Below are 22,671 nucleotides of genomic sequence, written 5' to 3' on the forward strand. Positions count from 1 at the left end.
TGCGTGCATTAGAGTCGTCACCATGCCGAAGGTCATCGACCACGACCAGCGGCGCCGCGAGATCGTCGAGGTCGCCAAGAAGCTCATCGCCGAGGGTGGCTTCGAGGCGGCCACGATGCGCAGCATCGTCGCCGCGGCCGGTTTCGCCAACGGCGCCCTCAAGCACTACTTCGCCAGCAAGGACGAGATCATCGCGGCGACGTTCGAGAGCGTCCTGCAGGCGACCGCGCAGCACATGTCCGAGCTGGGCCCGTACGCGAGTGCGGTGGAGTCGCTGCGGGGGTTCGTCACCGCCGCGATGCCGCTGGAGCCGCACCAGATCACCTCCGCGCGGGTGCTGCTGGTGCTGTGGGAGCACTCGGTCGCCAACCCCGACCTGGCGCGCCGCTACCGCGACCTGCTGACCACGTGGCGGGCCGAGCTGTGCGTCCGGGTCGCGGCCGCGCGGGGCGCCGGCGAGTCGCCGGAGGACGCGGCGGTCGGCGTGCTCGCGGACGAGATCATCTCGGTCACGATCGGCGCGAACGTGGCCGGCCTGATGTACGCGGTGGGCGACCTGGTGCAGCGCTACACCGCCTACATCGACGGGTTGATGGTCCGGATCGCGGGCTGACCTGCCTGGACCGGTCCGGCCTTTTTGTCTACACTCGTAGAATGACAAGTGTCGTCGCGCTGCCGGTCACCCGCACCCGCCCCACCGCCGAGGTCACCGGCCCGCCCGTCGTGCTCCTGCACGGCTTCGCCGCCACCGGCGACTCCGACTGGCCCGCCGAGCGCTGGGCCGCCCCGCTGGCCGCGGCCGGCCGCGAGGCGGTCGTGGTGCACCTGCCCGGACACGGCGGCGGCCCGGCCGTCGCCACGCCCGACGAGGTGACCACCGCGCACCTGCTCCAGCGCGTCGCCGCGGGCGTCGACGCCGACGAGGTCGACGTGGTCGGCTACTCGCTGGGCGCGCGCCTGGCGTGGGACCTGGCGGCCGGCAAGGCCCTGCGGGTGCGCCGGCTCGTGCTCGGCGGCCTGAGCCCGATGGAGCCCTTCGGCGCGGTCGACCTGGCCGCCGCCCGTGCCGCCGTCCACGGTGGACCGCGCCCGACCGACCCGCTGACCGGCATCATCACCGGCATGGTGACCGGCGAGGGCCAGGACGCCGAGTCGCTGCTGCGCGTGGTCGAGGGCCTGGCCCGGGAGCCGTTCGACCCGGCGTCGAGCGCACCCGACGTGCCGACGCTGTTCGTCGCGGGCCAGGAGGACCAGATGGCGCAGGGCATCGAGCAGATCGTCGCGCGGGTGCCCGGGGCACGCCTGGAGCACGTGCCGGGCGACCACTTCGGAGCCCTGACCGGCGACGAGTTCCGCGCCGCCGCCTTCGGGTTCCTCGGGATCTGACCTCGCCGGGACCCGGCACCGCCGTTTCGCGGAGAGCCGCCGAGTGGTCGCGGCGATTCACAGATCTGCTCCGGTCGGCCCGCGAGGCGTTGCTGCACAAGGCGGCGGGCCCGGGTCGGGGTGTTGAACCGGGAGGGTGATTCGCCCCGGCAGCCGGGTGAGCGCGGTTCCGGTCGGGTGCGGCCGCCGGCGACGATGGGTCGTCGCGGCGGTCGCACCCGACCAGACGTCCACAACGGACGGTCGTCCGCGAGTCCCGGTCGAGGAGGAACCCGAGTCATGCCCGAAGAACCCGGTGCGTACGCCCCCACCAACGGCATCCGGCTGTGGTACCGCGAGGAGGGCGACCCCGGCGGCGAACCGCTGCTGCTCATCATGGGCCTGAACTCGCAGCTGATCCTCTGGCCCGACGAACTCGTGCGCGAGCTCGGCGAGCGCCGCTACCGGGTGATCCGCTTCGACAACCGCGACTGCGGCCGGTCGGACAAGATCGCCGCCACCGTCCCGCCCGGCGGCGGCCCGGCCTACCACCTGGTCGACCTGGCCGCCGACACCGTCGGGCTGCTCGACCACCTGGGCATCGAGCGGGCGCACGTCGTCGGCGCGTCGATGGGCGGCATGGTCGCCCAGCTGATCGCCATCCACCACCCGGAGCGCGCCGCCACCCTGACCTCGATCATGAGCACCACCGGCAACCCCCTGGTCGGCTACCCGACTCCCGAAGCCGTCGCCGCGGTGCAGGAGCCCACGCCCACCGAGCGCGAGGCGGCCATCGACCACATCACGAACGTCTACACCGTCATCGGCTCCCGCACGCACGCCGAGGCCGAGCACCCGCGCCGCCGGCAGTTCGCCGCGGACTCCTTCGACCGCGGCCTGCACCCGCGCGGGGCGCAGCGCCAGTTCGCCGCGATCCTCTCCGCCGTGGACCGCACGCCGCGCCTGCGCGAACTCGACCTGCCCACCGCCGTCGTCCACGGTGCCGAGGACGCCCTGATCGACGTCAGCGGCGGCCGGACCACGCACGAGCTCGTCTCCGGGTCCACCTACCGGGAGTTCCCCGACATGGGCCACGACCTGCCCGCCGTGCTGCTGCCGGAACTGGTCGACATCATCGACGCGAACGCCCGCACCCGCAGCGCGTTGAGTACACAATAGAGTGAACTAAGGCACATTTCTGGGCACATTTCTGGCGTGCCCCAGGGGAGGCGTCCGGCGGCGGCCCGCCCGCCGCCGACCGCCGGCCCCGCGCGGACGTGCGAAACTGGCCGGCGATGACTGTGATCCTCGGGCTGACCGCCATCGTCCTCTGGTCGCTGACCGCCCACCGGATGGCCCGGTGGCACATCGGCGCACCCATGGTGATGGTGGTGGCCGGGGTCCTGCTCGGGTTCGTCGTCGGCGACGAGTTCGCGCTGGCGCTCAACACCTCGACCGCGGAGTTCGTCGCCGAGATCATCCTGGCCGTCCTGCTGTTCGTCGACGCGACCGAGGTGCGCGGCGGACGCCTGTGGGGCAACCACCCCGGCACGGCCGCCCGCCTGCTGCTGGTCGCGCTGCCGCTGAGCCTGGCGCTGGCGGCGCTGCTGGGCTCCGCCCTGCTGCCGGACGTGCCGTGGCCGGTGCTGCTGGTGCTCGGGTGCGTCGTGGTGCCCATCGACTTCGCGCCGGCCGAGCAGGTCGTCCGGCACCGGGGGCTGTCCGCGCGGGTGCGCAACGTGCTCAACATCGAGGGCGGCTACAACGACGGCATCGTGACGCCGATCTTCCTGTTCGCCATGATCCTGGCCGGCGACCTGTACCAGGAGCGCACACCGCTGGAAGCGCTGGCCACCGTGATCCCGTTCGCGATCAAGGCGATCGTGGTGGGGTTCCTGGTCGGAGCCGTGCTCGGCTGGCTGATGGACGTGTGCGCGACCGCCGGGTGGATGACCGAGCAGTCCCGCCGGATCCTCGTGCTCGTCGTGCCGCTGCTGACCTTCTTCACCACCGTCGCGGTCGGCGGCAACGGGTTCGTCGCCTCGTTCGTCAGCGGTATCGCGTTCCGCTTCGCGCACCGGGTGTTCATCGCCCGCAAGGCCCGGCAGCGGGGCACCGCCGAGGCGCTGGCCCGGTCCCGCCACGACTTCCACCTGCTGGAGGACGTCAGCGCCCAGTTGGGCATGACGATGTGGCTGGTGGTCGGCATGTGCGCGGTGCTGATCATGTCGTGGGGCTTCTCGTGGCAGGCCCTGCTGTTCGCGCTGGCCGCCCTCACCCTGGTCCGCGCGGTCCCGGTGCTCCTGGTGCTGATCGGCACCCGATTCACCGGCCGGGAGCGGCTGCTCGTCGCCGCACTCGGCCCGCGCGGCACGACGTCGATCGTGTTCGGCCTGCTCGCGTTCAACGGCCTGCCCGACGGACCGGCGGCCGACACGATCCTGGTGGTCACGGTGATGTGCGTGCTGAGCAGCGTCGTGCTGCACGGCCTGGGCTTCCCCCTGCTGGCGCGCTGGTCCGCGCGTGGCGCGGCACCTGCTCCGGACGCGCGGTAGCCGAGCGGACGCCGTCGGTGATCGGGTGTGGCCCGACGGACACTCCACAGTGGCCGAAACGGCTCCCTCGGCCGGAGCCGGCGACATATCGTCGGGGCCGGGTACTAGGAGAGGTCACGACGATGAGCACCGACGAGCCGGGCAGCCGCCCGCGCCCCCTGAAACTCGTGCGTTCGCAGGCGTCCGAGGCGGTGGGCAGGGGAGCGGCCGAACGCATCCAGGCGTTCACCGACGGGACCCTCTACGTCGAGGCGACCTGGGGCGCGGTCATCCTGGCGTGGCTGGTCGACTTCCTGCTCGTGACGGCCATCGCCATCGGTGCCGCCGCCGCGTACTACACCGCCGCGCCCGCGTACGCCGACCCGGCCGTCGGCGCGGCCGTGATCGGCGCGGCGGGACTTGTGGTGGTGCCGCTGCTGTACGGCTGGTTCTACGGTGGCGGACGCGGCCTGGGCGCGCTGCTGGCGGGCACCCGCCTGGTCCGGATCAAGGACGGCAGCCGGGTCGGCCTGGCCAAGGCGGGGTGGGCGATGCTGCTGCGCACGCTGGGCTTCGTGATCATCGCACTCGGCGCGCTGGGCGGTGACTCGACGGACGCGAACCAGGTCCGGGTGAGCATCGACGTCCGCGCCACGCAGCGCTTGCGGGCGGCCGGGTACCACCGCCTGCCCGCCTAGGGGTCGTCTGGGGGAGTTTCCGGGCTGACGTGTCACGTGTGGTTCGAGTTGGACAGTCCAGTGAGGACGGATGCCGACGACCGGGTCGTGCGCGGTCCCGGTCCGGTCGTCGGCGTGTCGCCGTCCGGTCAGCCCAGGCCGCCGGGGCGGGCGAGGAGTTCGCGCAGGGCGGTGTCGATGAACCGGGTGTCGACGTCGTTGCTGCCGTAGCCGGCGAAGTGGCCCCACGTTCCCGGGATGACGCGCAGTTCGGCGTCGGCCAGGTGGCTCACCGCCCACGCCTCGTCCTCCGGCGGGAAGTACAGGTCCTTCTCGGCGGGCATGACGATCCCGGTCGCCCGGATCGAGCGCAGCGCCGCCTCGGTGTCGCCGCCGAAACCGGGGGTCAGGCCGACGTCGCCGGTCTGCCACGTGCGCAGCATGGCGAGCAGGTCGTTGGGGTCGCGGCCGTCGAGGAAGAAGCCCTCCCAGAACTCGACCAGGAAGTCCTCCAGCGACGAGTAGCCGAGCTTCTCGTACTCCCGGTCCCAGTAGAACGCCTGCGAGAACCCCCACCCCGCGTACACCCTCGCGGCGGCCCGCAGGCCGACGACGGGCAGGGTGTCGCCGTACCAGCCGTTGGCGAACGCCGAGTCGGCGGTCAGCGCGGCCTTCACGCCCTCCAGGAACACCTGGTTGTGCACGCTGGTCCGGGACGAGCCGCAGAACGGGGCCATCCGCTCGACCACGTCCGGGTGGCTCACCGCCCACTGGTAGGTCTGACCCGCGCCCATCGACCAGCCGGTGACCAGCGCCAGGCGGCGGATGCCGAAGTGCCGCGTGACCAGGTCGTGCTGCGCCTGGACCTGGTCGTGGAAGGTCACGTGCGGGAAGCGCGGCCCGGCGTAGCCGCCGGTGGTGTTGCTGGGCGAGGTGGACAGGCCGTTGCCGAGCATGTTCGGCACGATGACGAAGTACCGGTCCGGGTCGAGCGCCATGCCGGGGCCGATCAGCCACTCGTTGTCCCAGTGCCGGCCGGAGTACCAGGTGGGGTAGACCACGGCGTTGGACTTGTCGGCGTTCAGGGTTCCGTAGGTCGTGTAGGCCAGGCGCGCGCCGCGCAGGGTCGCGCCGTGCTGCAACGTGAAGTCACCGAGTTCGTGGTACTGGGTTTCGGTCACGGGTGGTCCCATTTCTCTCCGGCGGCGGAACGTGAGACCTGCTCGCAGTCTCCGGGTCCAATCTGCCTCACCGGGCGTCGGCCCGCCAGGCGCGCGGCCCATCGCGCGTTCCACCTCGCGCCGGTGGCGGCTCGGCCTGGCGCAGTGCGGGGCGCAGTGCGAGGCGCACGAACGGGAACTGGTCACCGCGCCGCCGATCCCGGTGCCGGGCATCACGATCGGCGGCGACCGACGGCCGTGGTGTCCGCACGGCGCCGGGCTCCGCTCACGCGCGCATGACCGCCGCGATCGGGATGCGCGCGGCGCGGATCGCCGGCACCAGGCCGCCGAGCACGCCGGCGACCAGGCCCGCCACCACCCCGGCCACGCCCGCCTGCCACGGGAACGCGACCCCGTCCAGCGCGGGGTGCCCGATCACCGCCGCGCTCGCGCGCAGGCCCACCACGCCCACCCCGATCGCCGCGCCGGCCGTGCACAGGCCGGTCAGCAGGGTCTCGGCGAGCACGATCGCGGCCAGCAGCAGGCGGGGCGTGCCGACCGCGCGGCGCAGCGCGAACTCCTCGACCCGCTCGCCGACCGTGGCCAGGCCGACGTTGAGGATCCCGGCGACGCCGATCAGCAGCACCAGCGCCGCCATGCCCAGGAAGATCCACCGCACCAGCGCGAGCTGGGTCTCCATGTCCTCGCGCGCGTCGATCCTGGTGACGCGCACCTGCTCGGCGTCCACGCCCGCGGCGACCAGGCGGGCGCTCAACGTCCGCGCCAGCTCGCCGGCGTCGGGGCTGAACAGGACCTCGATCGACGAGCCGCCCCGGGCCGGGTCGACCTCCGGGGTCCGGGGCAGCCAGGCGCGCAGCTCGTCGGTCCGCAGGTACGCGGTGGGCTCGGCCTGGCCGTCCGCGACGACGCCGAGCACCCTCGGCGTGAGGTGGGCGGACGCGCCGGGCACCGACAGCTCGGCCGGGATCCGGTACTGGCGCAGGCCCTTCGCCGCCTCCTCGTTGAGCACGATGCCCGGTGCGAGCGAGGGTGCCGCGGTGAAGTCCAGCCACTGCCCGGAGACCGTGCGAAACGGCCGGAACACCCGGACGTCACCGGTCACCGCCCGCAGGGTCACCTCGATCGCCTGGCCGTCGGCCTCGCGGTCGGCCCCGGTGCACCCCGGCTCGGGGCACCGGTTCCCGCCGCGCGGCCGGTCGAACGGCCCACCGCCGTCGTTGATCGGCCGCACGCCGGGTTCGCCGACGACCGCGCGCAGGCCCGAGGTCGCGACCCCGTCGGAGCGCCCGGTCAGGGTCCGCTCGACGATCTCCGGCGCGGACCCCCGTTCCGGCACGCGCATCAGCAGCGTGCCGTCCCGGCCCCGGGTCAGCTCGACGCCGCCGACCACGGCCCGTTCCGCGATCTCCGCGCCGGCCTGCACGGTCAGCACCGCCAGCACGCCCAGGAACAGGCTGAGCACGGACAGGAACGTGCGCAGCTTGTGGGCGCGGATCCCCTGCCCGGCGATCACCAGCGCGGAGCGGACACCGCCGGAGAGCGTCACGTGAGCCGTCCTTCGACCAGTTCCAGCACCGTGTCCATCTTGTCGGCGTGCTCGCGGTCGTGGGTGACCAGGACCAGGCCACAACCGCGCCGCGCGGCCCCGCGCAGCACCTCCACGACCAGGTTGCCGGTCTCGGTGTCCAGCGCGCCGGTCGGCTCGTCGGCCAGCAGCACCTCCGGTTCGCGCACCAGCGCGCGGGCGATCGCGACGCGCTGCTGCTCACCGCCGGACAGCCGGGGCGGCCGGTGCCCGGCGAGGTGCGCCACGCCGACGAGGTCGAGCGCCGCGAGGACCTTCGCCCTGCGCTGCCGCCGGGTCAGCCAACCCTGGCCGTTGACCAGCGCCATGGCCACGTTCTGCGCGGCGGTGAGGTGGTTGAGCAGCAGGAAGCGCTGGAAGACGAAGCCGAAGCCCGCGCTGCGCAGCGCGGCGGCCCGGCGTTCCGGCAGGTGGGTGATGTCCTTGCCGCGCAACAGGTACGTGCCGCCGTCCGGGCGGTCGAACAGGCCCAGCAGGCTGAGCAGGGTGCTCTTGCCCGAGCCCGAGCGGCCCACCACGGCCACGCTCTGCCCACCGCGGATCGTCAGGTCGATGCCCGACAGCACCGCGCGGGGTTCGCCCTGACCGGTCAACGTCCGGCTGACGCCGCGCATCCGGATCAACTCGGTCACCGGCCGGCACCCGTGGTCGGGTCGGCCAGGTCCGGGCCCGGCACGGCCAGTTCCTCGTCGCCGGCCAGCCCGGACACCACCTCGACCACCTTGCCGTCGGTGAGCCCGAGGGCCACGTCGGTGGTGCGCCGCGAGCCGTCCGGGGCGAGCACGTCCACCTTGCCCCGCTCCCGGTTGCCCGCGACCGCCTCGACCGGGACGACCAGCGCGTTCGCCGACCGCCCGGTGACCAGTTCCAGCTTCGCCGCGGCCCCGTTGATCAGCGTCACGCCGGCGGGCGCGGTGCACGTCACGCGCAGCCCGGTCGGCCCGCTCGTCGACTCCTCGCGCCCGGCCGGTTCGTCCCGCTGCCGGGTGGGTTGGTCCGGTGGTGTGGTGGCGGGCGGCGGGGGAGCGGTGCCCGCCGGCAGCGCGGCGATCGACCCGAGCACCGCGCAGGGGAACGGGCCGGGACCGTTCACGACCTGCGCCCGCACGTCGGTGAGCGCGCCCGAGACCTGGTAGGCCTGTGCCGCGTCGAGGTCCGCCACGATCCCGTAGCCGTTGTGCTTGGCCGACGCGATCGGCATCCCGGCGGTCACGGTGGTCTTGTCGTCCACCAGCCGCCCGGCGAACACCGCGCCCGCAGGCAGGTCGACGTTGTGCGCCTTGCCGCCCGCCCACACGGCGGCGGCCCGGAGCTGCTCGCCGGACTTGACCTCCTCGGCGAACCGGACCTGCCCCTCGACCGGGGCGACCAGGCCGTAGGTCGGGTTGGCGGTCACCGTCCCGGCCAGGCTCACCGTCGTGGCGAGGTCCTGGCGGGTCGGGGTGACCTTGGTCAGCTGCGTGCCGCGCGGCACTAGTTCCGGGTTCTGGGCGTCGCCGTCGGACCGGCCGCACCCGCACAGCACGACGGCAGCCGCGCACAGCGGAACGATTTTGTTGAAGAGCATGGTTTTCCCATCACTGTCTACAGAGGATTGTCGGCTATTCGCCGTGCTGCTCGACCGGGTCGACGCGGCGCAGCGCCGCCCCGCCGGCCAGTGCCGCTGCCAGCGCGACGGCCGGCCCGGCCAGGGCCGGAGCGGCGAGCCAGGGCGTCGGCGGCGGGTGGGCGTCGGACGGGACCCCCGGCGTCACGGACAGCAGCCCGAGGCCCACGGCGTACCCCGCACCGCACGCCACCAGCGTCACCGCGCACACCGGCAGCAGCACCTCGCCCCACAACGCCCGCCGCAGCAGCCCGGTCGGCGTCCCGGTCGCGACCAGCGCGGCGAACGCCCGGCCCCGGTCGAGCACCGACCCCACCGCCGACACCGCCGCGCCGAACCCGCCCAGCAGCGCCGCGACCACCAGCCCGAGCACGACCGCGCGCCGCAGGTCACCGAGCAGGGTGGTGCCGACCGCGTCGGTGCTCACCCGGTCGGTCAGCTCCACGCCGGGCAGCGTCCGGGCCAGCGCGGTCCGCAGCACGTCCCGGTCGTCCGGGGTGGTCGCGACCGCCACGGTGTCCGGTCGCGCGGCGGCCGTCGGGGCGAGTCCCGGGTCCACCACGACCAACGAGCCGTCGTACCTGCGGACGGGCGCGTCCAGCGTGACGGTCGACCGGTCCCGCCGGTCCTTGACCTTGAGCGGCCCGTCCAGCGGGCCCGGCGCGTACACGGCCGGTCCGGGCGCGCAGACCAGCCCGGCGAGCACCGTCGCGACCTCCTCGCACCGGCCGACGACCGCGCTGTGCGACCGGCCGGCCGACTCGACGAGCACGGTCGTCATCGGCACCACCGCGGCCCGACGACCTCCCGCGCCACGTCCACCCGCCACGGCCCGTCGACGCCGTGCGCCACGACGGCACCCGGCCGCCACTGGCCGTCGTCGAACCGCACCTCGGCCTCCAGCACCGGCAGCATGGTCAACGCCAGCGACCCGGTGAACACCGCGACCAGCACCCCGGCCGACGCCCGGAACGCCGCCACCGGCCGGGTCGCCAGCCGTCGGCCGACCAGCAGCGCCCACGCCCCGCGCCGGCCGCGCAGCACGACCCGCCCGACCAGCGCCGTCACCACCGGCCCGGCGACCACCAAGGCCAGGACGACGCCGGCCAGCCCGACCAGCACCGCGACGTGGTGGTGGCGCGGCCCGAGCACCTCGGCGGCGACCACGCCCGCGCCGAACACCCCGGCCGCCACCAACGCGAACAGCAGCCGCCCGGCGACGCCCCACCGACCCGTGCCCCGCCGGCCCAGGCCCCACCGACCCGGGCCCAGCGGAGCCGCGTCCCGCCTAACCGTCCGTTGCCGCACGTGCCCGAGCACCGCCGCCCCGACCAGCAGCGCGGACGCGAGCACCGCCACCGCGCCGGCCGTGAGCGGGCTCGGGGCGAAGTCCGCCGGGAACCACGTCCCGCCGCCCCACGGCACCTCCGCCGCCCACCGGCTCGCGGGCCCGGCCGCCACCGCGCCGAGCACGCTGCCCGGGACCGCGCCGACCGCCGCCTCCACCGCCGTGAGCCGCAGCGCCTGCCCCGGCGTCGCCCCGGCGACCCGCAGCGCGGCGAGCCGCCGGGCGCGCCGGGCCGCGGTCAGCCGGCCCGCCGAGGCCACCAGCACCAGGCACGGGACCACCAGCACGACCAGTCCGACCTTGCTGAGCAGGGACAGCATCCCGACGTCGGCGGCGTCCGGTCGGTGCGCGCCGACCAGGTCGCGCCGGGGCGTGCCGGCCACCGTGCCGTGCGGGTGGCCGACGATCGCGACCAGCTCGTCCGGGAAGCGCAGCGCCGCGCCGCCCACCTCCCCGACCACCGCACCGGGGAACCGCCGGCCGAGCCGCTCGGCGGGCACCTCCCGCACCAGGGCCGCCAGCGCGGGCGACAGCAGGACCTCGCCGGGGCCGGGCAGGCGCGGGATCCCGGCCGGCACCGGCACCGCGCCGCCGGCCGACGTGACGTCGAACCGCTCGATCCACCGGCCCCCGAACTCGTCCCGGGTGGTCGCGACGGTCAGCGCCCCCTGACCCTCGCCCGCCGTCGCCGACCGCCACGCGGCCCGGGACTCCCGCGCGTCGAGCGCGGCGGGCGCACCCACCAGCCACAGCACCAGCAGCACCCCGACAGCGGTCGTGGCCCCGCCCAGCAGAGCCGCGACCCGGCCGCGCGGGTCACCGCGCAGCACCGCGAACGCCACCCTCACCGCCCGACCCCCGCCACGGCCCCGGGTGCGATCCCCACCTCGTCCGCCGCCACCACCCGGCCGTCGCGGAACCCGATCACCCGGTCGGCCCGGCGGGCGACCTGGTGGTCGTGGGTGACCAGCACCACGGCCGCGTCGGTCGCCCGGGCGGCGTCGAGCAGGGCGGTCACCACGTCGTGGCCCGTCCGGCTGTCCAGCGCGGCGGTCGGCTCGTCGGCGAGGACCACGTCCGGCCGGTGCACGAGGGCGCGGGCGATCGCCACCCGCTGCGCCTGGCCGCCGGACAGCGCGTCCGGCCGGCGGGTCTCCAGCCCGGCCGGCCCGAGCACCCCGAGCCACTCCCGGGCCACCCGCAGCGCCCGCGCCCAGCCGACCCCGCCGAGCAGCAGCGGCAGCGCCGCGTTCTCCTCGGCGGTCAGCTCCGCGACCAGCATCCCGGACTGGAACACCAGCCCCAGCTCGGTGCGCCGCAGCACACCGCGCTCCGCCTCGGTGAGCCGGCCGACCGACCGGCCGGACAGCAGCACCTGACCGTCGTCGGCGGTCGTCACCCCCGCCAGCACGCGCAGCAGGCTGGTCTTGCCGGAACCGGACGGGCCGACGACGGCGAGCACCTCGCCGCGGTGGACGTCGAGGTCCACGCCGTCGAGCGCACGCACGTCGCCGTAGCGCCGCACCACCCCGCGGGCGGTCAGAATCGGACTCATGGCGACGATGGTCGCCGCCGCGGCAGGGCTCCCACCTCGGCCGGAACGCCATTTCGGGTCGGCCGGATGACCGATGCGGGTCCCACCGGGGGTCAGTACGGTGTCCATCGTGGACGGACTTCGCCGGCAGTGGCCGGTAGCGCTCGGGCTCACCGCGCTGCTGGTGGTGCAGTTCGCCTGGCTGCTCCCGTTCACCGGCTTGGAGTTCGTCACGTGGCTGGCGACCGTGCCGACGTGCGCGGCGGCGCTCGTCGCCTTCCGGTGGCCCGTGGTGGCGACCGCCGTGGCGGCCGGGTCGGTGCTGACGACGACCGTGGTCGGCGCTTCGGGCGGGGTGCGACTGGACGCGGTGCTCAGCCCGTTGTCGGTCGTGGAGACCGTCGCCTGCTGCGCGCTGGTCGTGGCCGTCGTGCGGTTCGCGACGCCCCGGGCGGCGGCGGGGTGCGTGGCCGTGCTGATGGCGGTCGCCGCCATCGCCGCCGTGGCGCGCGATGGCTACTCCTTCGTCGACACCAACATCGTCGGCTCGCTGCTGATCGGTTCGCTCGCGGTCGGCGCGGGCTGGTTCCTGCGCACGCGGGACGCGGAACGGGCGGTGCGGATGGCGTCGGCCGTCGCGGACGCCCAGCGCGAGGAGCGGATGGCGCTGGCCCGCGAGCTGCACGACGTCGTCGCGCACCACCTCACCGGGATGCTCGTGCAGGCGCAGGCCGCCTGGGAGGTGTCCGACGACGACCCGCGCGCGGCGCACCGCCTGCTGCCGGGGATCGTGACCGGCGGCACCGAGGCCATGGGAGCCATGCGCACGCTCGTCGGCACGCTGCGGCAGGGTGACGCGGAGACGGCCACGACGGACCTGGAGGCGGACGTGCTGGCGGCTGTGGACCGGGTGCGGCAGACCGGCACGCCGGTCCGGCTGCGCTACGACCTGCCCGCCGACCTGCCGCCCGAGGTCGGGCGCTCGCTGCTGCGGCTGGTGCAGGAGGCGCTCACCAACGCCCGCCGGCACGCCGTCGCGGCGACCGGCGTCGACGTGGAGCTGACCCTCGGACCGGACGTGGTCCGGCTGGTGGTCAGCGACGACGGCGAGGGCGGCGCGGCGCGCCGGGAAGGCGGGTACGGGCTGGTCGGGATGCGGGAGCGGGTCGGCCTGCTGGGCGGCCGGTTCACCGCCGGGCCGGTGGCCGGGGGCTGGCGCGTGTCCGCCGAACTGCCGTGGGCGGGCCGCCGGTGATCACCGTGCTGATCGCCGACGACCAGGAGATGGTCCGGGTCGGGTTCCGGATGATCCTGGAGAAGCAGCCGGACATCACCGTGGTGGCCGACGTGCCCGACGGCGTCGCCGCCGTGCGCACGGCGCGCGAGCTGGAGCCGGACGTGTGCCTGCTCGACATCCGGATGCCGGGCCTGGACGGGTTGGAGGTGACCAGGAGGCTCGCCCCGACGTCGAAGATCGTCGTGGTGACGACGTTCGACCTCGACGAGTACGTGCACACGGCGTTGGAGAACGGCGCGAGCGGGTTCCTCACCAAGGACGCCGGGCCCGCGCTGCTGGTGGAGTCGGTGCGCGCGGCGGCGCGGGGTGACGCCCTGATCTCGCCCGGCGTGACCGTGCGGCTGCTGGCGCACTTCGCGCGGCGCGGCTCGGGCACCGGCCCGGACGCGCTCACCGCGCGCGAGCGGGACGTGGTGCGCGAGGCCGCGCGCGGCCTCACCAACCAGGAGATCGCCGCCCGGCTGCACCTGTCGCTCTCGACGGTGAAGACGCACCTCGCGTCGGTCCAGACCAAGCTCGGCACCCGCAACCGGGTCGAGGTGGCGTCGTGGGCGTGGCGGTCCGGACTGGTCGGCCGCGACGACTGAACCCCGCCGAGGCCCCGGCTGCGCCCCCGCCGGTCATCCTGGCCGTGGTCCGGCGGGTGAGCGTCCGGTCGGGCGCGGAAGCGGAAACTTCCCCCGGCGGGACGATCCGGAGCGCGACCCGGCCGACCATGATGGGTCGTCCGGGCAAGATCGTCGGAGGCGGGCGGCGCGGCCCGGTTCGGCCCGCTCGCGGTGTCGGCGGCCGGGATCGACACCCCCTGGGGCTGCTGCCGTGGGCCGCGCTCAGCCAGTTCTCGGCCGCCTCGGGCCTGCTGCCCCTCGGCGTCATGGGCGGCAGGCCGGTCAAGTACCCGGTGGCCGACATCCCGAACTTCCCGCTGTCCCTCCCGCCGCTCCCGGTTGGGCGGGTTAGGGTCGGTTCCCAGTCGTCGTGCGGAGGACGGAACCTGTTGCGGGTCATGGGGGTGTCGCACCACTTCGGTGGCGTGGCCGCGTTGCGCGAGGTCGACGTCGAGTTCCCGACCGGCGTCACCGCCGTGCTCGGGCCCGCCGGCGCGGGGAAGAGCACGCTGCTCGGGCTGCTGTCGACGGCGATCGACGTGCAGTCCGGGTCCATCGCCCACGACGGCGTCGACAGCGCCCGCGACCGCAGGCGGTACCGCCGCGCGCTCGGGTTCCTGCCGCAGGGCTTCGGCCTGCCCGGCACCCTGACGGTGACCGAGTGCCTGACCCTCGCCGCCTGGCAGCGGCTCGTCCCGCGCCGGGCCCGGCCGGCCGCCGTCGACGCGGCGTTGCGCGCCGCCGACCTGGTCGGCAAGAGGGACGCGAAGGTCGCCGAACTCCCTCGCGGGCTGCGCGCCCGGGTCGGCCTCGCCCAGGCGATCGTGCACGACCCGGCCGTGCTGCTGCTCGACGAACCCTCGGCCGACCTGGACACCCGGCACGGCCGGCTCCTGCGCGAACTGGTGTGGCTGGCCGGGCACGGCCGGACGGTCGTCGTGGGCACGCGCTCCCCGGAGGTCGTGTCCGAGACCGCGGGCCGGGTGCTGGTGCTGGCCGGCGGAGTGGTGCGGTTCCACGGCACGACGGCCGAGTTGACGTCCGGCCGTGGCGTGCGCGGGCCGGACATCGACGCCGCGTACGACGACCTGCTCGCGACCGGTGACGCCCAGTGACGCCGCTGCTGATCGCGCTGCGCCGAGGCAGCGCGCGCGTCGGGGTCCCGATGATGGTCCTGCTCGGGCTCTACGCCGCGACGCGCGGTGACGCGTGGCCCGTGGACCCGGGGTGGACGTCCGGCCGGATGCCGCGGCACGGCGAGCTTCTTCTCCCACTGGTCGCGGCCTTCGCCGCCTGGGACGTGTCACGCGACCGGCGCGCCGGCTCGGACCTGGAGGCGCGCACCTACCCGCGCTCGCCCGTGCCGTGGCTGCTGCTGAACTGCCTCGGGGCGGTCCTGGCCGGGCTCGCGGGATGGGTCGTCGCGGTCGCGGTCGGGGAGTGGAACGCCCCGGACACGCGTGCGCCGTACTGGTCGGTGGTGCTGCTGGAACCGCTGTGGGTGGTGGCCGCCGCGCTCGTCGGTGCCGCCGCCGGCCGTCGACTGCACCGCCGCTTGGCGGCTCCGATCGTCGCCGTGGTCGGGTGGCTCGGCCTGGCGTTCGGGCCCGCCGCCGATCCGCTGGTCGCCAGGCTCGGCCCGCTGGGCCACGAGTGCTGCGACGTGGCGTCCCAACCGGTCGCGGCGACCGTGGCCGGGCAGTGGCTGTGGGTCGTCGCGCTGGCGTTCGGGGCGGTCGCCGTGTCGGCGCTGCCCGAGGTCGGGCAGAGCGTGGCGATCGCCGCCGTCACCCTGGTCGTCGGGTTCCTCGCGGTGACGGTGGTTCGCGGCACCGGCGGGCAGTCGACCGAAGCGCGGCGGGCGACGGAGGTGTGCGGCAGCCGGGACGGCGTGACGGTGTGCATGTGGCCGGAGCACGCGACGAGCGTGGCCGCCTGGCTCGGCGCGATCGGCCGCTACCGGACCCTGTTCGCCGACCTCGGACCGCCGCCGGACCTCTACCTGGCCAACGGCCTGCGCCCGCAGGACCGGGCCGAACGCGTCGGCCCGGTCCGTCCGGGCACCGACGAGGTCTACCTGGTGACGGACCTCGCCCAGCGCCTGGTGCCGTCGCCGCCGGCGTGCGCGGCTCACGGCGACGAACCGGTCCCGTACCCGGCGGCGCAGGCGGACGTGCTGCTCAGGGCGTGGCTCGCGCACCGCGTCCGACCGGACGTGCCGACCACCGTCCTGGTGCCGCCGGAGCACGCCGAGCCGCTCGCCCGGCTCGTCGGCAGCGACGTCGACCGGCAGCGCGCGTGGTACGCCGACGTGGTCCGGGCGCACGGCGACTGCACCACCCCCGCGCCCCCGGTGCCGTGACCCCGACCCGCCGGCGTCGTTGCGTCCACTCGACTTCAAGGGCGAGGAGCTGACCGCCGAGGAGTTCGAGAAGGCGTCGAAGAGCCGGGACTGACCGGCCCTCCCGCTGAGCCGCGACCAGCTGGGTTCCGGACACCGTCCAGCCAGTTGGACGATCGCCGACCGACCACGACCACCCACCCCTTGGGGTCGATCATCTCGCACGCCCGCGCTCGAAACCTGTGATCGGTAGCGGCGCGGCCCGCCGCACGATGGGTGCACGACATCAGCGGTTCGAGAGGTGGGGCACGATGTTCAAGAAGCTTCGCGACCAGATCGACAACGCCACCCGGCAGGCGACCGAGCGGGCCGGGCAGGACTTCCGGTGGCACGCGGCGCAGTTCCAGCAGGAGGCCGCCCGCCAGGGCCACGACATCCGGCCGCAGATGCCGACGCAGGGCATGGCCGCGCAGGGCTTCCAGCTGATGAACCAGGACCCCGCGATGGTCGAGTTCATGAGCCTGCCCGGCGAGGAGCAGATCCGCCAGCAGGGCCTGGCCAACCAGTACGGGCAGAACCTGCGCCGGCTGCACGAGTTCGGCGAGCCCGCCACCGCCGTCGTGCGCACCCTGGACCGGACCGGCGTCACGGTCGCCGCCCAGCCGCAGTACACCTCGGTCCTCGACGTCACCCGCGCCGACGGCACGACCTACCGCACCACCGTCACGCACCTCGTGCCGGACATGACCTTCGCCCAGTACGCTCCCGGCACCAGGCACCACGTCCGGATCGACCGCAACGACCCGAACAACGTCGGGGTGTTCGAACTCCTGCCCTGACCCGAACACGCACCGCGCCGGCCGGAGGTGGACGTCGTGAACACAGTGGACCCCGCACAGGCCCGGCGTGATCGCCTCGACGCGCGGCGCGGCAGCACGGGGATGCTCGTCGCGGTGGTGGCGGCCTCGGTCGTCACCGTGGTCGCGGCCTTCGTCGCCGGGCTGGGGTTCGGCCAGCTGGTCGAGATGTTCCGGAGCATGGCCGTCGACAGCGTCTTCGACGACCGCGGCGACGAACGGCCGCCGTTCCTGCTGATGTGGGGCATGTTCGGCTTCGTCGGCGCGCTGTTCGCGGGCGGCACGGCGGCCACCGCGGCGCGGAACTACCTGGGGCGGCCGACCAGGCCGCTGTTCCCGCTGGTGCTCGCGCTCGCCGCGCACACAGCCGGGACCTGGGTGTCGTCCCGGGACTGGCTGCCGCCGCTGGCCGTCGGCACCGCCGTCGACCCGGTCTTCCACAAGGACGAGGCGTGGGGCCCGTTCGGGTGGCTGATGTACTACGCGGACTGGTGGCTGCCGGTGGGCATGCTGCTGCTGACCGCGACCGCCCTCCTGCTCACCGTCCGGCACGCCCGGACGCAGGCCGCGCTGGTCGCCGAACGCGACCGGCTGCTCCGGCACGGCTACCGGGTCTCGGCCGACGTCGTGGAGGTCAAGGCCCGCGTCTCGTCCGACGAGGGCGGCACCCGGACGGTCGGCTCCACCGTCACGGTGGCGTTCGTGGACCGCGCGGGCGTGCGGCACTGGGCGACCAGGTACACCTCCGACGTGGGCGTGCCGACCGGGCCGAACCTCGCGCAGGTGCTCTACGACCCGGAGCACCCCACCCGGGACCAATCGATCTTCGTGTCGGTCCGCCGGCTGCCTGCCCTGAGCGACTGGCTGCCGGCCGCTGACTCAGGGCGCTGACTCAGGCTGCCGACTCCGGCCGACCTCAGCTCAGGATGCCCCGCTGGAACGCGGCGGCCACGGCGGAGGCCCGGTCCGGCACCTCCAGCTTGGCGTAGATGTGCAGCAGGTGGGTCTTCACCGTGGCCTCGCTGATGTGCAGGTCGGCCGCCGCCTCCCGGTTGGTCCGGCCGCGCGCGATCAGCGCCAGCACCTCGCGCTCCCGGGCGCTGAGCCGGGCCTCGCCCAGCGGGCGGCTCGGCCGGATCCGGCTGAGCAGCAGGGTCGCCACGGACGGCGACAGCACCGTCTCGCCGCGCGCGGCGGCCCGCACCGCCCGGAACAGCTCCTCGCGCGGCGCGTCCTTGAGCAGGTAGCCGATCGCGCCCGCCTCGACCGCCGGCAGCACGTCGGAATCGGTGTCGTGGGTGGTCAGCACCAGCACCTGGACCGACGGGACGCGCTCGCGCAGCAGCCGGATCAGCGTGCCGCCGCTGGGGTCGGGCAGCCGCAGGTCGGTCAGCACCACGTCCGGCCGGACGGCGGCCACCACGGTCAGCGCCTCGGTGCCGCTCGCCGCCTCGCCGACGATCTCGAAGTCCGGCTGGGTGCCGAGCATCCCGCGCAACCCGTCGCGCACCACCGGGTGGTCGTCGACCACCACGAGCCGCAGCGGCGTCACCGCTCCACCTCGATCACCGGCACGCTGACGCTGATCGCGGTCCCCGCGCCGGGCGCGGACTCGAAGTCGACCGACCCCGCCAGCGCCCGCACCCGCTGGCGCAGCGCGGTGAGCCCGAACCCGTCCGACGTCGACGGGTCGAAACCCGCGCCGTCGTCCCGGACGTCCAGGACGATGACATCCTCCATATAGGACAGTGTGACATCGACCCGTCGCGCCTCGGCGTGCCGGCCGACGTTCGACAGGGCCTCCTGCGCCGCCCGCAGCACGGTCACCTCGACCTCCGAGTGCACCGGCAGCGGCGTTCCGGTCACCGTGAACGTCGCCTCGACGCCGTACTGCTCGCGCCACGTCGTCACGGTCTGGCGCACGGCGTCGCCGAGCCGGGCGTCCTGCAACGGGCCGGGCCGCAGCGCCTCGATCGACCGGCGCACCTCGACCAGGCTGGTGCGCGCCAGGCGCCGCGCGGTGTCCAGCCGGTCGCGCACCGGGCCGGCCAAGGGTGCCGGTTCCTCGACCGCCTCCAGTTGCGTGACGATCCCGGTCAGGCCCTGCGCGACGGTGTCGTGGATCTCGCGGGCCATCCGCGCGCGTTCCTCCGCGATCCCGGTCTCCCGGGCCTGCTCCACCAGCATCGCGTGCAGCCGGGCGTTCTCGGCGGCCATGGCGACCAGTTCGCTGTTGGTCTCCCGGCGGCGGATCGCCTCCCGCTCCATGGCCCGGATCATCCCGCCGATCAGCGCGGCCAGCGGTGTCACCACCGCGAGGTTGAGCAGGGTCGTGCGCACGTCGGTGCCCGGCAGCACCAGCCACGGGAGGTTCGCGGCCACCACCCCGAGGTAGGCCGCCCAGCCGGGCAGCGTGACGAACGCGAGCACGTAGCACGCCGGGACGAACAGCAGGAACGCGTCGTTGCGCAGCACCAGGACGACGGTGAACGCGAGCAGCCCGACGTAGTACAGCGCCATCGCCCACGCGTTGCGCCCGCACCACTGCGGGTGCGCCACCACGAACCACCAGTGCCACACCGCGAGCCCGACCGCGATGCCCGAGGTGACCAGGCGGTGCTCCACCGGGGCCGGGTCGAACACCATCGAGACCGCGCACGTCAGCAGCAGCAGGCCGAACGGAGCGAGCGCCCAGGCGTGGTTCCACCGCCGCTCGTGCCGCAGGCCCAGCTGCTCCTCCGTCGTCACCGCTCCATCTTCCCCGGCCGGCCGGCGGGACGGGCCCGGCGGTAGGTGAGCCGGCGCAGCGCCACCTCGGCGGGCCCGCGCCGCCCGGCGCGCCGCAGCAGGTCGCAGACCAGCACCGACACCAGCCACGTGCCGAGCGCGACCAGCGCGACCTCGGCGGTGCCGAGCGTGCCGCCGAGCCCGAAGGTGTAGGGCGTCAGCAGCACCACGAACACCACCGACTGGAACAGGTAGGAGCTCAGCGAGCGCTCGCCGACCGCCGCGATCGCCAGCACCACCGGCCCGCGCCGGTCGCCGACCCGGATCGCCAGCAGCCCGATCAGCGCCGCGTACCCCAGGCCGCCCGCGACCCCGGTGACCGCGTGCAGCGCGGAGGTCCCCCACTGCGCCGCCAGTGACGTCGGCTCCCAGAACCGCCCGACCGCGAGCCCCACCGGCAGCCCGCCGGCGGCCGCGGCGGTCAGCCCGAGGACGGCCGTGCGGACCAGCAGCGGCCGGTGCGCGGCCGGGTCGGCGAGCACCCCGCGCCGGGCGGCCCACGTGCCGACCAGGATCGCGCTGCCCACCCCGAGCACGCCGACCGGCGCCACCAGCCACTCGATCGGGCGCAGGATCATCGCCTCGACCGGGTTCGCGGTCTCGAACGACCAGAAGAAGCTGCGACCGTCGGTCGACGGCGCCATGAAGACCGCGCCCTGCACCAGCGAGACGACGACCAGCCACGCCGTGGCGGCGATGAGCAGCGCGCGGTCCGAGACCCGGGTCATCGCCACCAGCAGGAAGCCCACGACCCCGTACAGGCCGAGGATGTCGCCGGGGAACAGGACCAGCGCGTGCAGGAACCCGAACAGGATCAGCCAGCGGCTCCGCCGCCGCAGCAAGCGCTTGGCGTCCTGCGGTTCGACGCCGGCGGCCTGCTGCCGCTGGAGGACCTGCACCACCCCGTACCCGAACAGGGCGGCGAACATCGGGTACGCGCGGGCGTCGACCAGGGTCACCTGCACGACGCTGACGATCCGGTCGACCATGCTGTGCTCGACGATGTGCTGCCGCACGCCGTAAGGGCGGCCGTAGAGGTAGGGCACGGCGTTGGCCAGCGCGATCATGGCGAGCATCAGGCCCCGCGCGAGGTCCGGCGCGAGCGACCGTTCCCGCGCGGCGACCGGGCCCGCGAGTGTCTGGGTGAGCGACATGGGTCGAGCGTCGCCGTCCGGGCGGGCACGGCGAATCGGCGCATCGACCGAGCGCGGGCCTCCACCCCGGATCGAAGGGCATCAACCGATCGACGGATGCGCCGGCGGTTTTCCCGGGTCGGCTGTCGTACCCCTGCGCTATCGTTCCGGCGACGACTTTGGGGGTTGTGGGGATGTTCTACTTCGGTGGTCTTTTCGGTGTGCTCACGCTGGGTCTGTGGCTGTTCTGCCTGATCGACGTGATCACCACGGCGGACGGCGACGCGCGGAACCTGCCGAAGGGCGGCTGGCTGCTGATCGTGCTGTTCTTCCCGCTGGTCGGCTCGATCGTGTGGCTGGTCGCGGGCCGCCCGGTGGGCGCCGCCCGCCGGCCCGGCGCGCTGGAGCGCTCCGCGCCGGCGTTCCCCGAGTACGACCGCCCCGGCCGCTTCGCCGCCACCGACTCCGAGTCGGACGCCGAGTTCCTGCGCCGCTGCCGGGAACGCGCCGAGGAACAGCGCCGCAAGGCCCGGGAAACCAGGGACGAAGCCCAGTAGGGCGTCGCGGAAGAAGTCGTGGGCCGGGTGAGCCGGGTCGCACGCCTCCGCTGCCAGCGTGGTGAACAGGCGCGCGGTGTGGGACGAGGCAAGGTTCTCCGCGATCGTGCGGCGCAGCGCGAGCAGTCCGCGCGTGCCGGACGCCCGTGTCGTGCCTGGCCCGCAGCACCGCGCTCAGGTGTCTACTTTGGACTTGACAGAGTCGTTGAGCGCCAAGGCGTTCACACCGGACGTTCGCGGATCGGTCGCGCCGCCGGGCCGCCGTCCTGGTGCCGGACTACCGGCTCGCCCCGGAGCGCCGGCACCCGGCGGCCGTGCGAGACTCGATCACCGCCCAGGGCCTCGGTCTGCCGCTACCCGCCGCCCCACCCCCGGCCGGCTGGAACCCCTGACCGGACGAACCCCGACCGGCGTCGCGCGTCCCGGACGTACGGTGCCGGTCAGGCCGGACCGCGTTCGTCGAGCAGCGCCGCCACACCTTGGAGCAGCCGGTCGAGCCCGAACGCGTAGGCGTGCTCCGGGTTGTGCGAGGACTGGTGCGCCTGACCGGCGGCCTGCCCGACGCGGGCCGCGATCGGGAACCGGGCCGGGTCGAAGACCTCCGCGACCAGTGGCTGGACCGTCCGCCACCACTGCTCGTCGCTGATGCCGGTGCGGCGGACCGCGCGATCGGCCTCGACCCGGCGTCGCGCGACGCCCTCGACGTGGGTCAGCACGAGGGTGATGACGGAGTCCATCTCGACGTCGGTCAGGCCGACGCCCTCGACCACGGCCAGCTCCCGCTCGTACTTCGCGATCGTGTGCGGCCCCAGCGGGGGGCGTCCGGTGAACACCTGGAGCACCCACGGGTGCCGCATGTAGAGGTTCCAGTTCACCTGCGCGACCCGGCGCAGGCCCTCCTGCCACGTCCCGTCGTGCGTGCCCAGGTGCGTGACGGCCTCCCCGTGCACGGTGTCGAGCATCGCCTCGACGAGTTCCTCCCGGGACGCGATGTAGGTGTAGAGCGACATCGTGCCCACGCCCAGCGATTCCGCGACCCGGCGCATGGACAGCGGGGCCAGGTCCTGGTCGCGGTCGGCGATCTCGATGGCGGCGGCGACCACCTGCGCGGTGGTCAGCGTGTGCTTGGGGCCCCGCCGGGGGAGTTGCCGGGTGCCCCACAGCGTGGCGATCGTGCGCGCCGGGTCGCCGCTGCCGCTGATCTCGGTCATGGGCCCAGTGTAGGAGCCTCTTTTCGTACGTCGTACGTAGTTGCTGCTAC

The 22,671-nt window shown here is 74.6% G+C and carries 23 protein-coding genes and 1 pseudogene; 13 read left to right on the top strand and 11 right to left on the bottom strand.

The window, feature by feature from the left end; genetic code table 11:
* The first annotated feature begins 22 nt into the window (after positions 1-22).
* From BN6_RS11255 to BN6_RS11275, 5 genes are all read left to right on the top strand, one after another.
* Positions 23-613, top strand: a complete 591-nt coding sequence (locus BN6_RS11255; RefSeq protein ID WP_015099746.1) for a TetR/AcrR family transcriptional regulator — start codon at positions 23-25, stop codon at positions 611-613.
* Positions 614-654: 41 nt separating this feature from the next.
* Positions 655-1,386: an alpha/beta fold hydrolase gene (locus BN6_RS11260; protein WP_015099747.1), complete on the top strand. Its 732-nt coding sequence runs from the start codon at positions 655-657 to the stop codon at positions 1,384-1,386.
* A 279-nt stretch (positions 1,387-1,665) separates the two neighbouring features.
* On the top strand, positions 1,666-2,544 hold the full coding sequence (locus BN6_RS11265; RefSeq protein ID WP_015099748.1) for an alpha/beta fold hydrolase: 879 nt from the start codon (positions 1,666-1,668) through the stop codon (positions 2,542-2,544).
* A gap of 116 nt (positions 2,545-2,660) precedes the next feature.
* Positions 2,661-3,920, top strand: coding sequence for a cation:proton antiporter domain-containing protein (locus tag BN6_RS11270; protein WP_015099749.1), 1,260 nt, complete (start codon positions 2,661-2,663; stop codon positions 3,918-3,920).
* Between the two features lie 122 nt (positions 3,921-4,042).
* Positions 4,043-4,597, top strand: a complete 555-nt coding sequence (locus BN6_RS11275) for a hypothetical protein (RefSeq protein ID WP_015099750.1) — start codon at positions 4,043-4,045, stop codon at positions 4,595-4,597.
* A 128-nt stretch (positions 4,598-4,725) separates the two neighbouring features.
* Here BN6_RS11275 and BN6_RS11280 read toward each other — a convergent pair whose 3' ends face one another.
* From BN6_RS11280 to BN6_RS11310, 7 genes are all read right to left on the bottom strand, one after another.
* Positions 4,726-5,769 (bottom strand): alpha/beta fold hydrolase, encoded by a 1,044-nt coding sequence (locus BN6_RS11280; RefSeq protein ID WP_015099751.1) that lies wholly within the window; start codon positions 5,767-5,769, stop codon positions 4,726-4,728.
* A 253-nt stretch (positions 5,770-6,022) separates the two neighbouring features.
* Positions 6,023-7,303 (bottom strand): ABC transporter permease, encoded by a 1,281-nt coding sequence (locus tag BN6_RS11285; RefSeq protein ID WP_015099752.1) that lies wholly within the window; start codon positions 7,301-7,303, stop codon positions 6,023-6,025.
* Positions 7,300-7,974 (bottom strand): ABC transporter ATP-binding protein, encoded by a 675-nt coding sequence (locus BN6_RS11290; protein WP_015099753.1) that lies wholly within the window; start codon positions 7,972-7,974, stop codon positions 7,300-7,302. Before BN6_RS11290 ends, BN6_RS11285 begins: the two co-directional genes overlap by 4 nt.
* Complete coding sequence (locus tag BN6_RS11295; RefSeq protein ID WP_041312585.1) at positions 7,971-8,909, bottom strand: efflux RND transporter periplasmic adaptor subunit; 939 nt, start codon at positions 8,907-8,909, stop codon at positions 7,971-7,973. The genes BN6_RS11290 and BN6_RS11295 overlap by 4 nt, the downstream gene beginning before the upstream one ends.
* A 34-nt stretch (positions 8,910-8,943) precedes the next feature.
* Complete coding sequence (locus tag BN6_RS43530) at positions 8,944-9,729, bottom strand: FtsX-like permease family protein (protein WP_015099754.1); 786 nt, start codon at positions 9,727-9,729, stop codon at positions 8,944-8,946.
* Positions 9,726-11,144 carry an FtsX-like permease family protein gene (locus tag BN6_RS43535; RefSeq protein ID WP_015099755.1) on the bottom strand — a complete coding sequence of 473 codons (1,419 nt, stop codon included), beginning with the start codon at positions 11,142-11,144 and terminating at the stop codon, positions 9,726-9,728. The genes BN6_RS43530 and BN6_RS43535 overlap by 4 nt, the downstream gene beginning before the upstream one ends.
* Entirely contained in the window at positions 11,141-11,851 is a 711-nt protein-coding gene (locus BN6_RS11310; protein WP_051075517.1) for an ABC transporter ATP-binding protein, read from the bottom strand. Before BN6_RS11310 ends, BN6_RS43535 begins: the two co-directional genes overlap by 4 nt.
* A gap of 109 nt (positions 11,852-11,960) precedes the next feature.
* Between BN6_RS11310 and BN6_RS11315 the strand changes: the two genes are divergently transcribed.
* The 6 genes from BN6_RS11315 (at position 11,961) to BN6_RS11340 (ending at position 17,824) form a co-directional block, all read left to right on the top strand.
* Positions 11,961-13,085, top strand: coding sequence for a sensor histidine kinase (locus BN6_RS11315; RefSeq protein WP_148302832.1), 1,125 nt, complete (start codon positions 11,961-11,963; stop codon positions 13,083-13,085).
* Positions 13,082-13,714, top strand: a complete 633-nt coding sequence (locus tag BN6_RS11320) for a response regulator (RefSeq protein ID WP_041316517.1) — start codon at positions 13,082-13,084, stop codon at positions 13,712-13,714. Before BN6_RS11315 ends, BN6_RS11320 begins: the two co-directional genes overlap by 4 nt.
* 56 nt (positions 13,715-13,770) lie before the next feature.
* Positions 13,771-14,850: an ABC transporter ATP-binding protein gene (locus BN6_RS11325; RefSeq protein ID WP_231905208.1), complete on the top strand. Its 1,080-nt coding sequence runs from the start codon at positions 13,771-13,773 to the stop codon at positions 14,848-14,850.
* Positions 14,847-16,097, top strand: a complete 1,251-nt coding sequence (locus tag BN6_RS11330) for a DUF7224 domain-containing protein (protein WP_015099760.1) — start codon at positions 14,847-14,849, stop codon at positions 16,095-16,097. Before BN6_RS11325 ends, BN6_RS11330 begins: the two co-directional genes overlap by 4 nt.
* 290 nt (positions 16,098-16,387) lie before the next feature.
* On the top strand, positions 16,388-16,915 hold the full coding sequence (locus BN6_RS11335; protein ID WP_015099761.1) for a hypothetical protein: 528 nt from the start codon (positions 16,388-16,390) through the stop codon (positions 16,913-16,915).
* A gap of 36 nt (positions 16,916-16,951) precedes the next feature.
* A complete protein-coding gene (locus BN6_RS11340; RefSeq protein ID WP_015099762.1) occupies positions 16,952-17,824 on the top strand; it encodes a DUF3592 domain-containing protein in 873 nt (290 codons plus the stop codon).
* A gap of 25 nt (positions 17,825-17,849) precedes the next feature.
* On the opposite strand, the gene BN6_RS11345 is transcribed toward BN6_RS11340, so the two are convergent.
* From BN6_RS11345 to BN6_RS11355, 3 genes are read right to left on the bottom strand one after another with little or no spacing between them, the layout of a single operon-like run.
* A complete protein-coding gene (locus tag BN6_RS11345; protein ID WP_015099763.1) occupies positions 17,850-18,485 on the bottom strand; it encodes a response regulator in 636 nt (211 codons plus the stop codon).
* A complete protein-coding gene (locus BN6_RS11350) occupies positions 18,482-19,681 on the bottom strand; it encodes a sensor histidine kinase (protein ID WP_015099764.1) in 1,200 nt (399 codons plus the stop codon). The genes BN6_RS11345 and BN6_RS11350 overlap by 4 nt, the downstream gene beginning before the upstream one ends.
* The gene (locus tag BN6_RS11355) at positions 19,678-20,874 is read right to left on the bottom strand and encodes a DUF418 domain-containing protein (protein ID WP_015099765.1); all 1,197 of its coding nucleotides are present in this window, start codon (positions 20,872-20,874) and stop codon (positions 19,678-19,680) included. The genes BN6_RS11350 and BN6_RS11355 overlap by 4 nt, the downstream gene beginning before the upstream one ends.
* 173 nt (positions 20,875-21,047) lie before the next feature.
* Here BN6_RS11355 and BN6_RS11360 point away from each other — a divergent pair, with 173 nt between their 5' ends.
* Both BN6_RS11360 and BN6_RS50155 read left to right on the top strand, forming a co-directional pair.
* The gene (locus tag BN6_RS11360) at positions 21,048-21,410 is read left to right on the top strand and encodes a PLD nuclease N-terminal domain-containing protein (protein WP_015099766.1); all 363 of its coding nucleotides are present in this window, start codon (positions 21,048-21,050) and stop codon (positions 21,408-21,410) included.
* Between the two features lie 260 nt (positions 21,411-21,670).
* Positions 21,671-21,802, top strand: a pseudogene (locus BN6_RS50155) (hypothetical protein); the annotation flags it as partial.
* Positions 21,803-21,850: 48 nt separating this feature from the next.
* Here the strand turns inward: BN6_RS50155 and BN6_RS11365 are convergent.
* A complete protein-coding gene (locus BN6_RS11365; RefSeq protein WP_015099767.1) occupies positions 21,851-22,621 on the bottom strand; it encodes a TetR/AcrR family transcriptional regulator in 771 nt (256 codons plus the stop codon).
* Positions 22,622-22,671 lie beyond the last annotated feature (50 nt).

This window comes from Saccharothrix espanaensis DSM 44229 (assembly GCF_000328705.1).
GTDB lineage: Bacteria > Actinomycetota > Actinomycetes > Mycobacteriales > Pseudonocardiaceae > Actinosynnema > Actinosynnema espanaense.

Coding starts and splice junctions, on each gene's coding strand:
- BN6_RS11255 (WP_015099746.1), top strand. CDS start 23: ATGCCGAAGGTCATCGACCACGACCAGCGGCGCCGCGAGATCGTCGAG.
- BN6_RS11260 (WP_015099747.1), top strand. CDS start 655: ATGACAAGTGTCGTCGCGCTGCCGGTCACCCGCACCCGCCCCACCGCC.
- BN6_RS11265 (WP_015099748.1), top strand. CDS start 1,666: ATGCCCGAAGAACCCGGTGCGTACGCCCCCACCAACGGCATCCGGCTG.
- BN6_RS11270 (WP_015099749.1), top strand. CDS start 2,661: ATGACTGTGATCCTCGGGCTGACCGCCATCGTCCTCTGGTCGCTGACC.
- BN6_RS11275 (WP_015099750.1), top strand. CDS start 4,043: ATGAGCACCGACGAGCCGGGCAGCCGCCCGCGCCCCCTGAAACTCGTG.
- BN6_RS11280 (WP_015099751.1), bottom strand. CDS start 5,769: ATGGGACCACCCGTGACCGAAACCCAGTACCACGAACTCGGTGACTTC.
- BN6_RS11295 (WP_041312585.1), bottom strand. CDS start 8,909: ATGCTCTTCAACAAAATCGTTCCGCTGTGCGCGGCTGCCGTCGTGCTG.
- BN6_RS43530 (WP_015099754.1), bottom strand. CDS start 9,729: ATGACGACCGTGCTCGTCGAGTCGGCCGGCCGGTCGCACAGCGCGGTC.
- BN6_RS11310 (WP_051075517.1), bottom strand. CDS start 11,851: ATGAGTCCGATTCTGACCGCCCGCGGGGTGGTGCGGCGCTACGGCGAC.
- BN6_RS11335 (WP_015099761.1), top strand. CDS start 16,388: ATGTTCAAGAAGCTTCGCGACCAGATCGACAACGCCACCCGGCAGGCG.
- BN6_RS11355 (WP_015099765.1), bottom strand. CDS start 20,874: ATGTCGCTCACCCAGACACTCGCGGGCCCGGTCGCCGCGCGGGAACGG.
- BN6_RS11360 (WP_015099766.1), top strand. CDS start 21,048: ATGTTCTACTTCGGTGGTCTTTTCGGTGTGCTCACGCTGGGTCTGTGG.
- BN6_RS11365 (WP_015099767.1), bottom strand. CDS start 22,621: ATGACCGAGATCAGCGGCAGCGGCGACCCGGCGCGCACGATCGCCACG.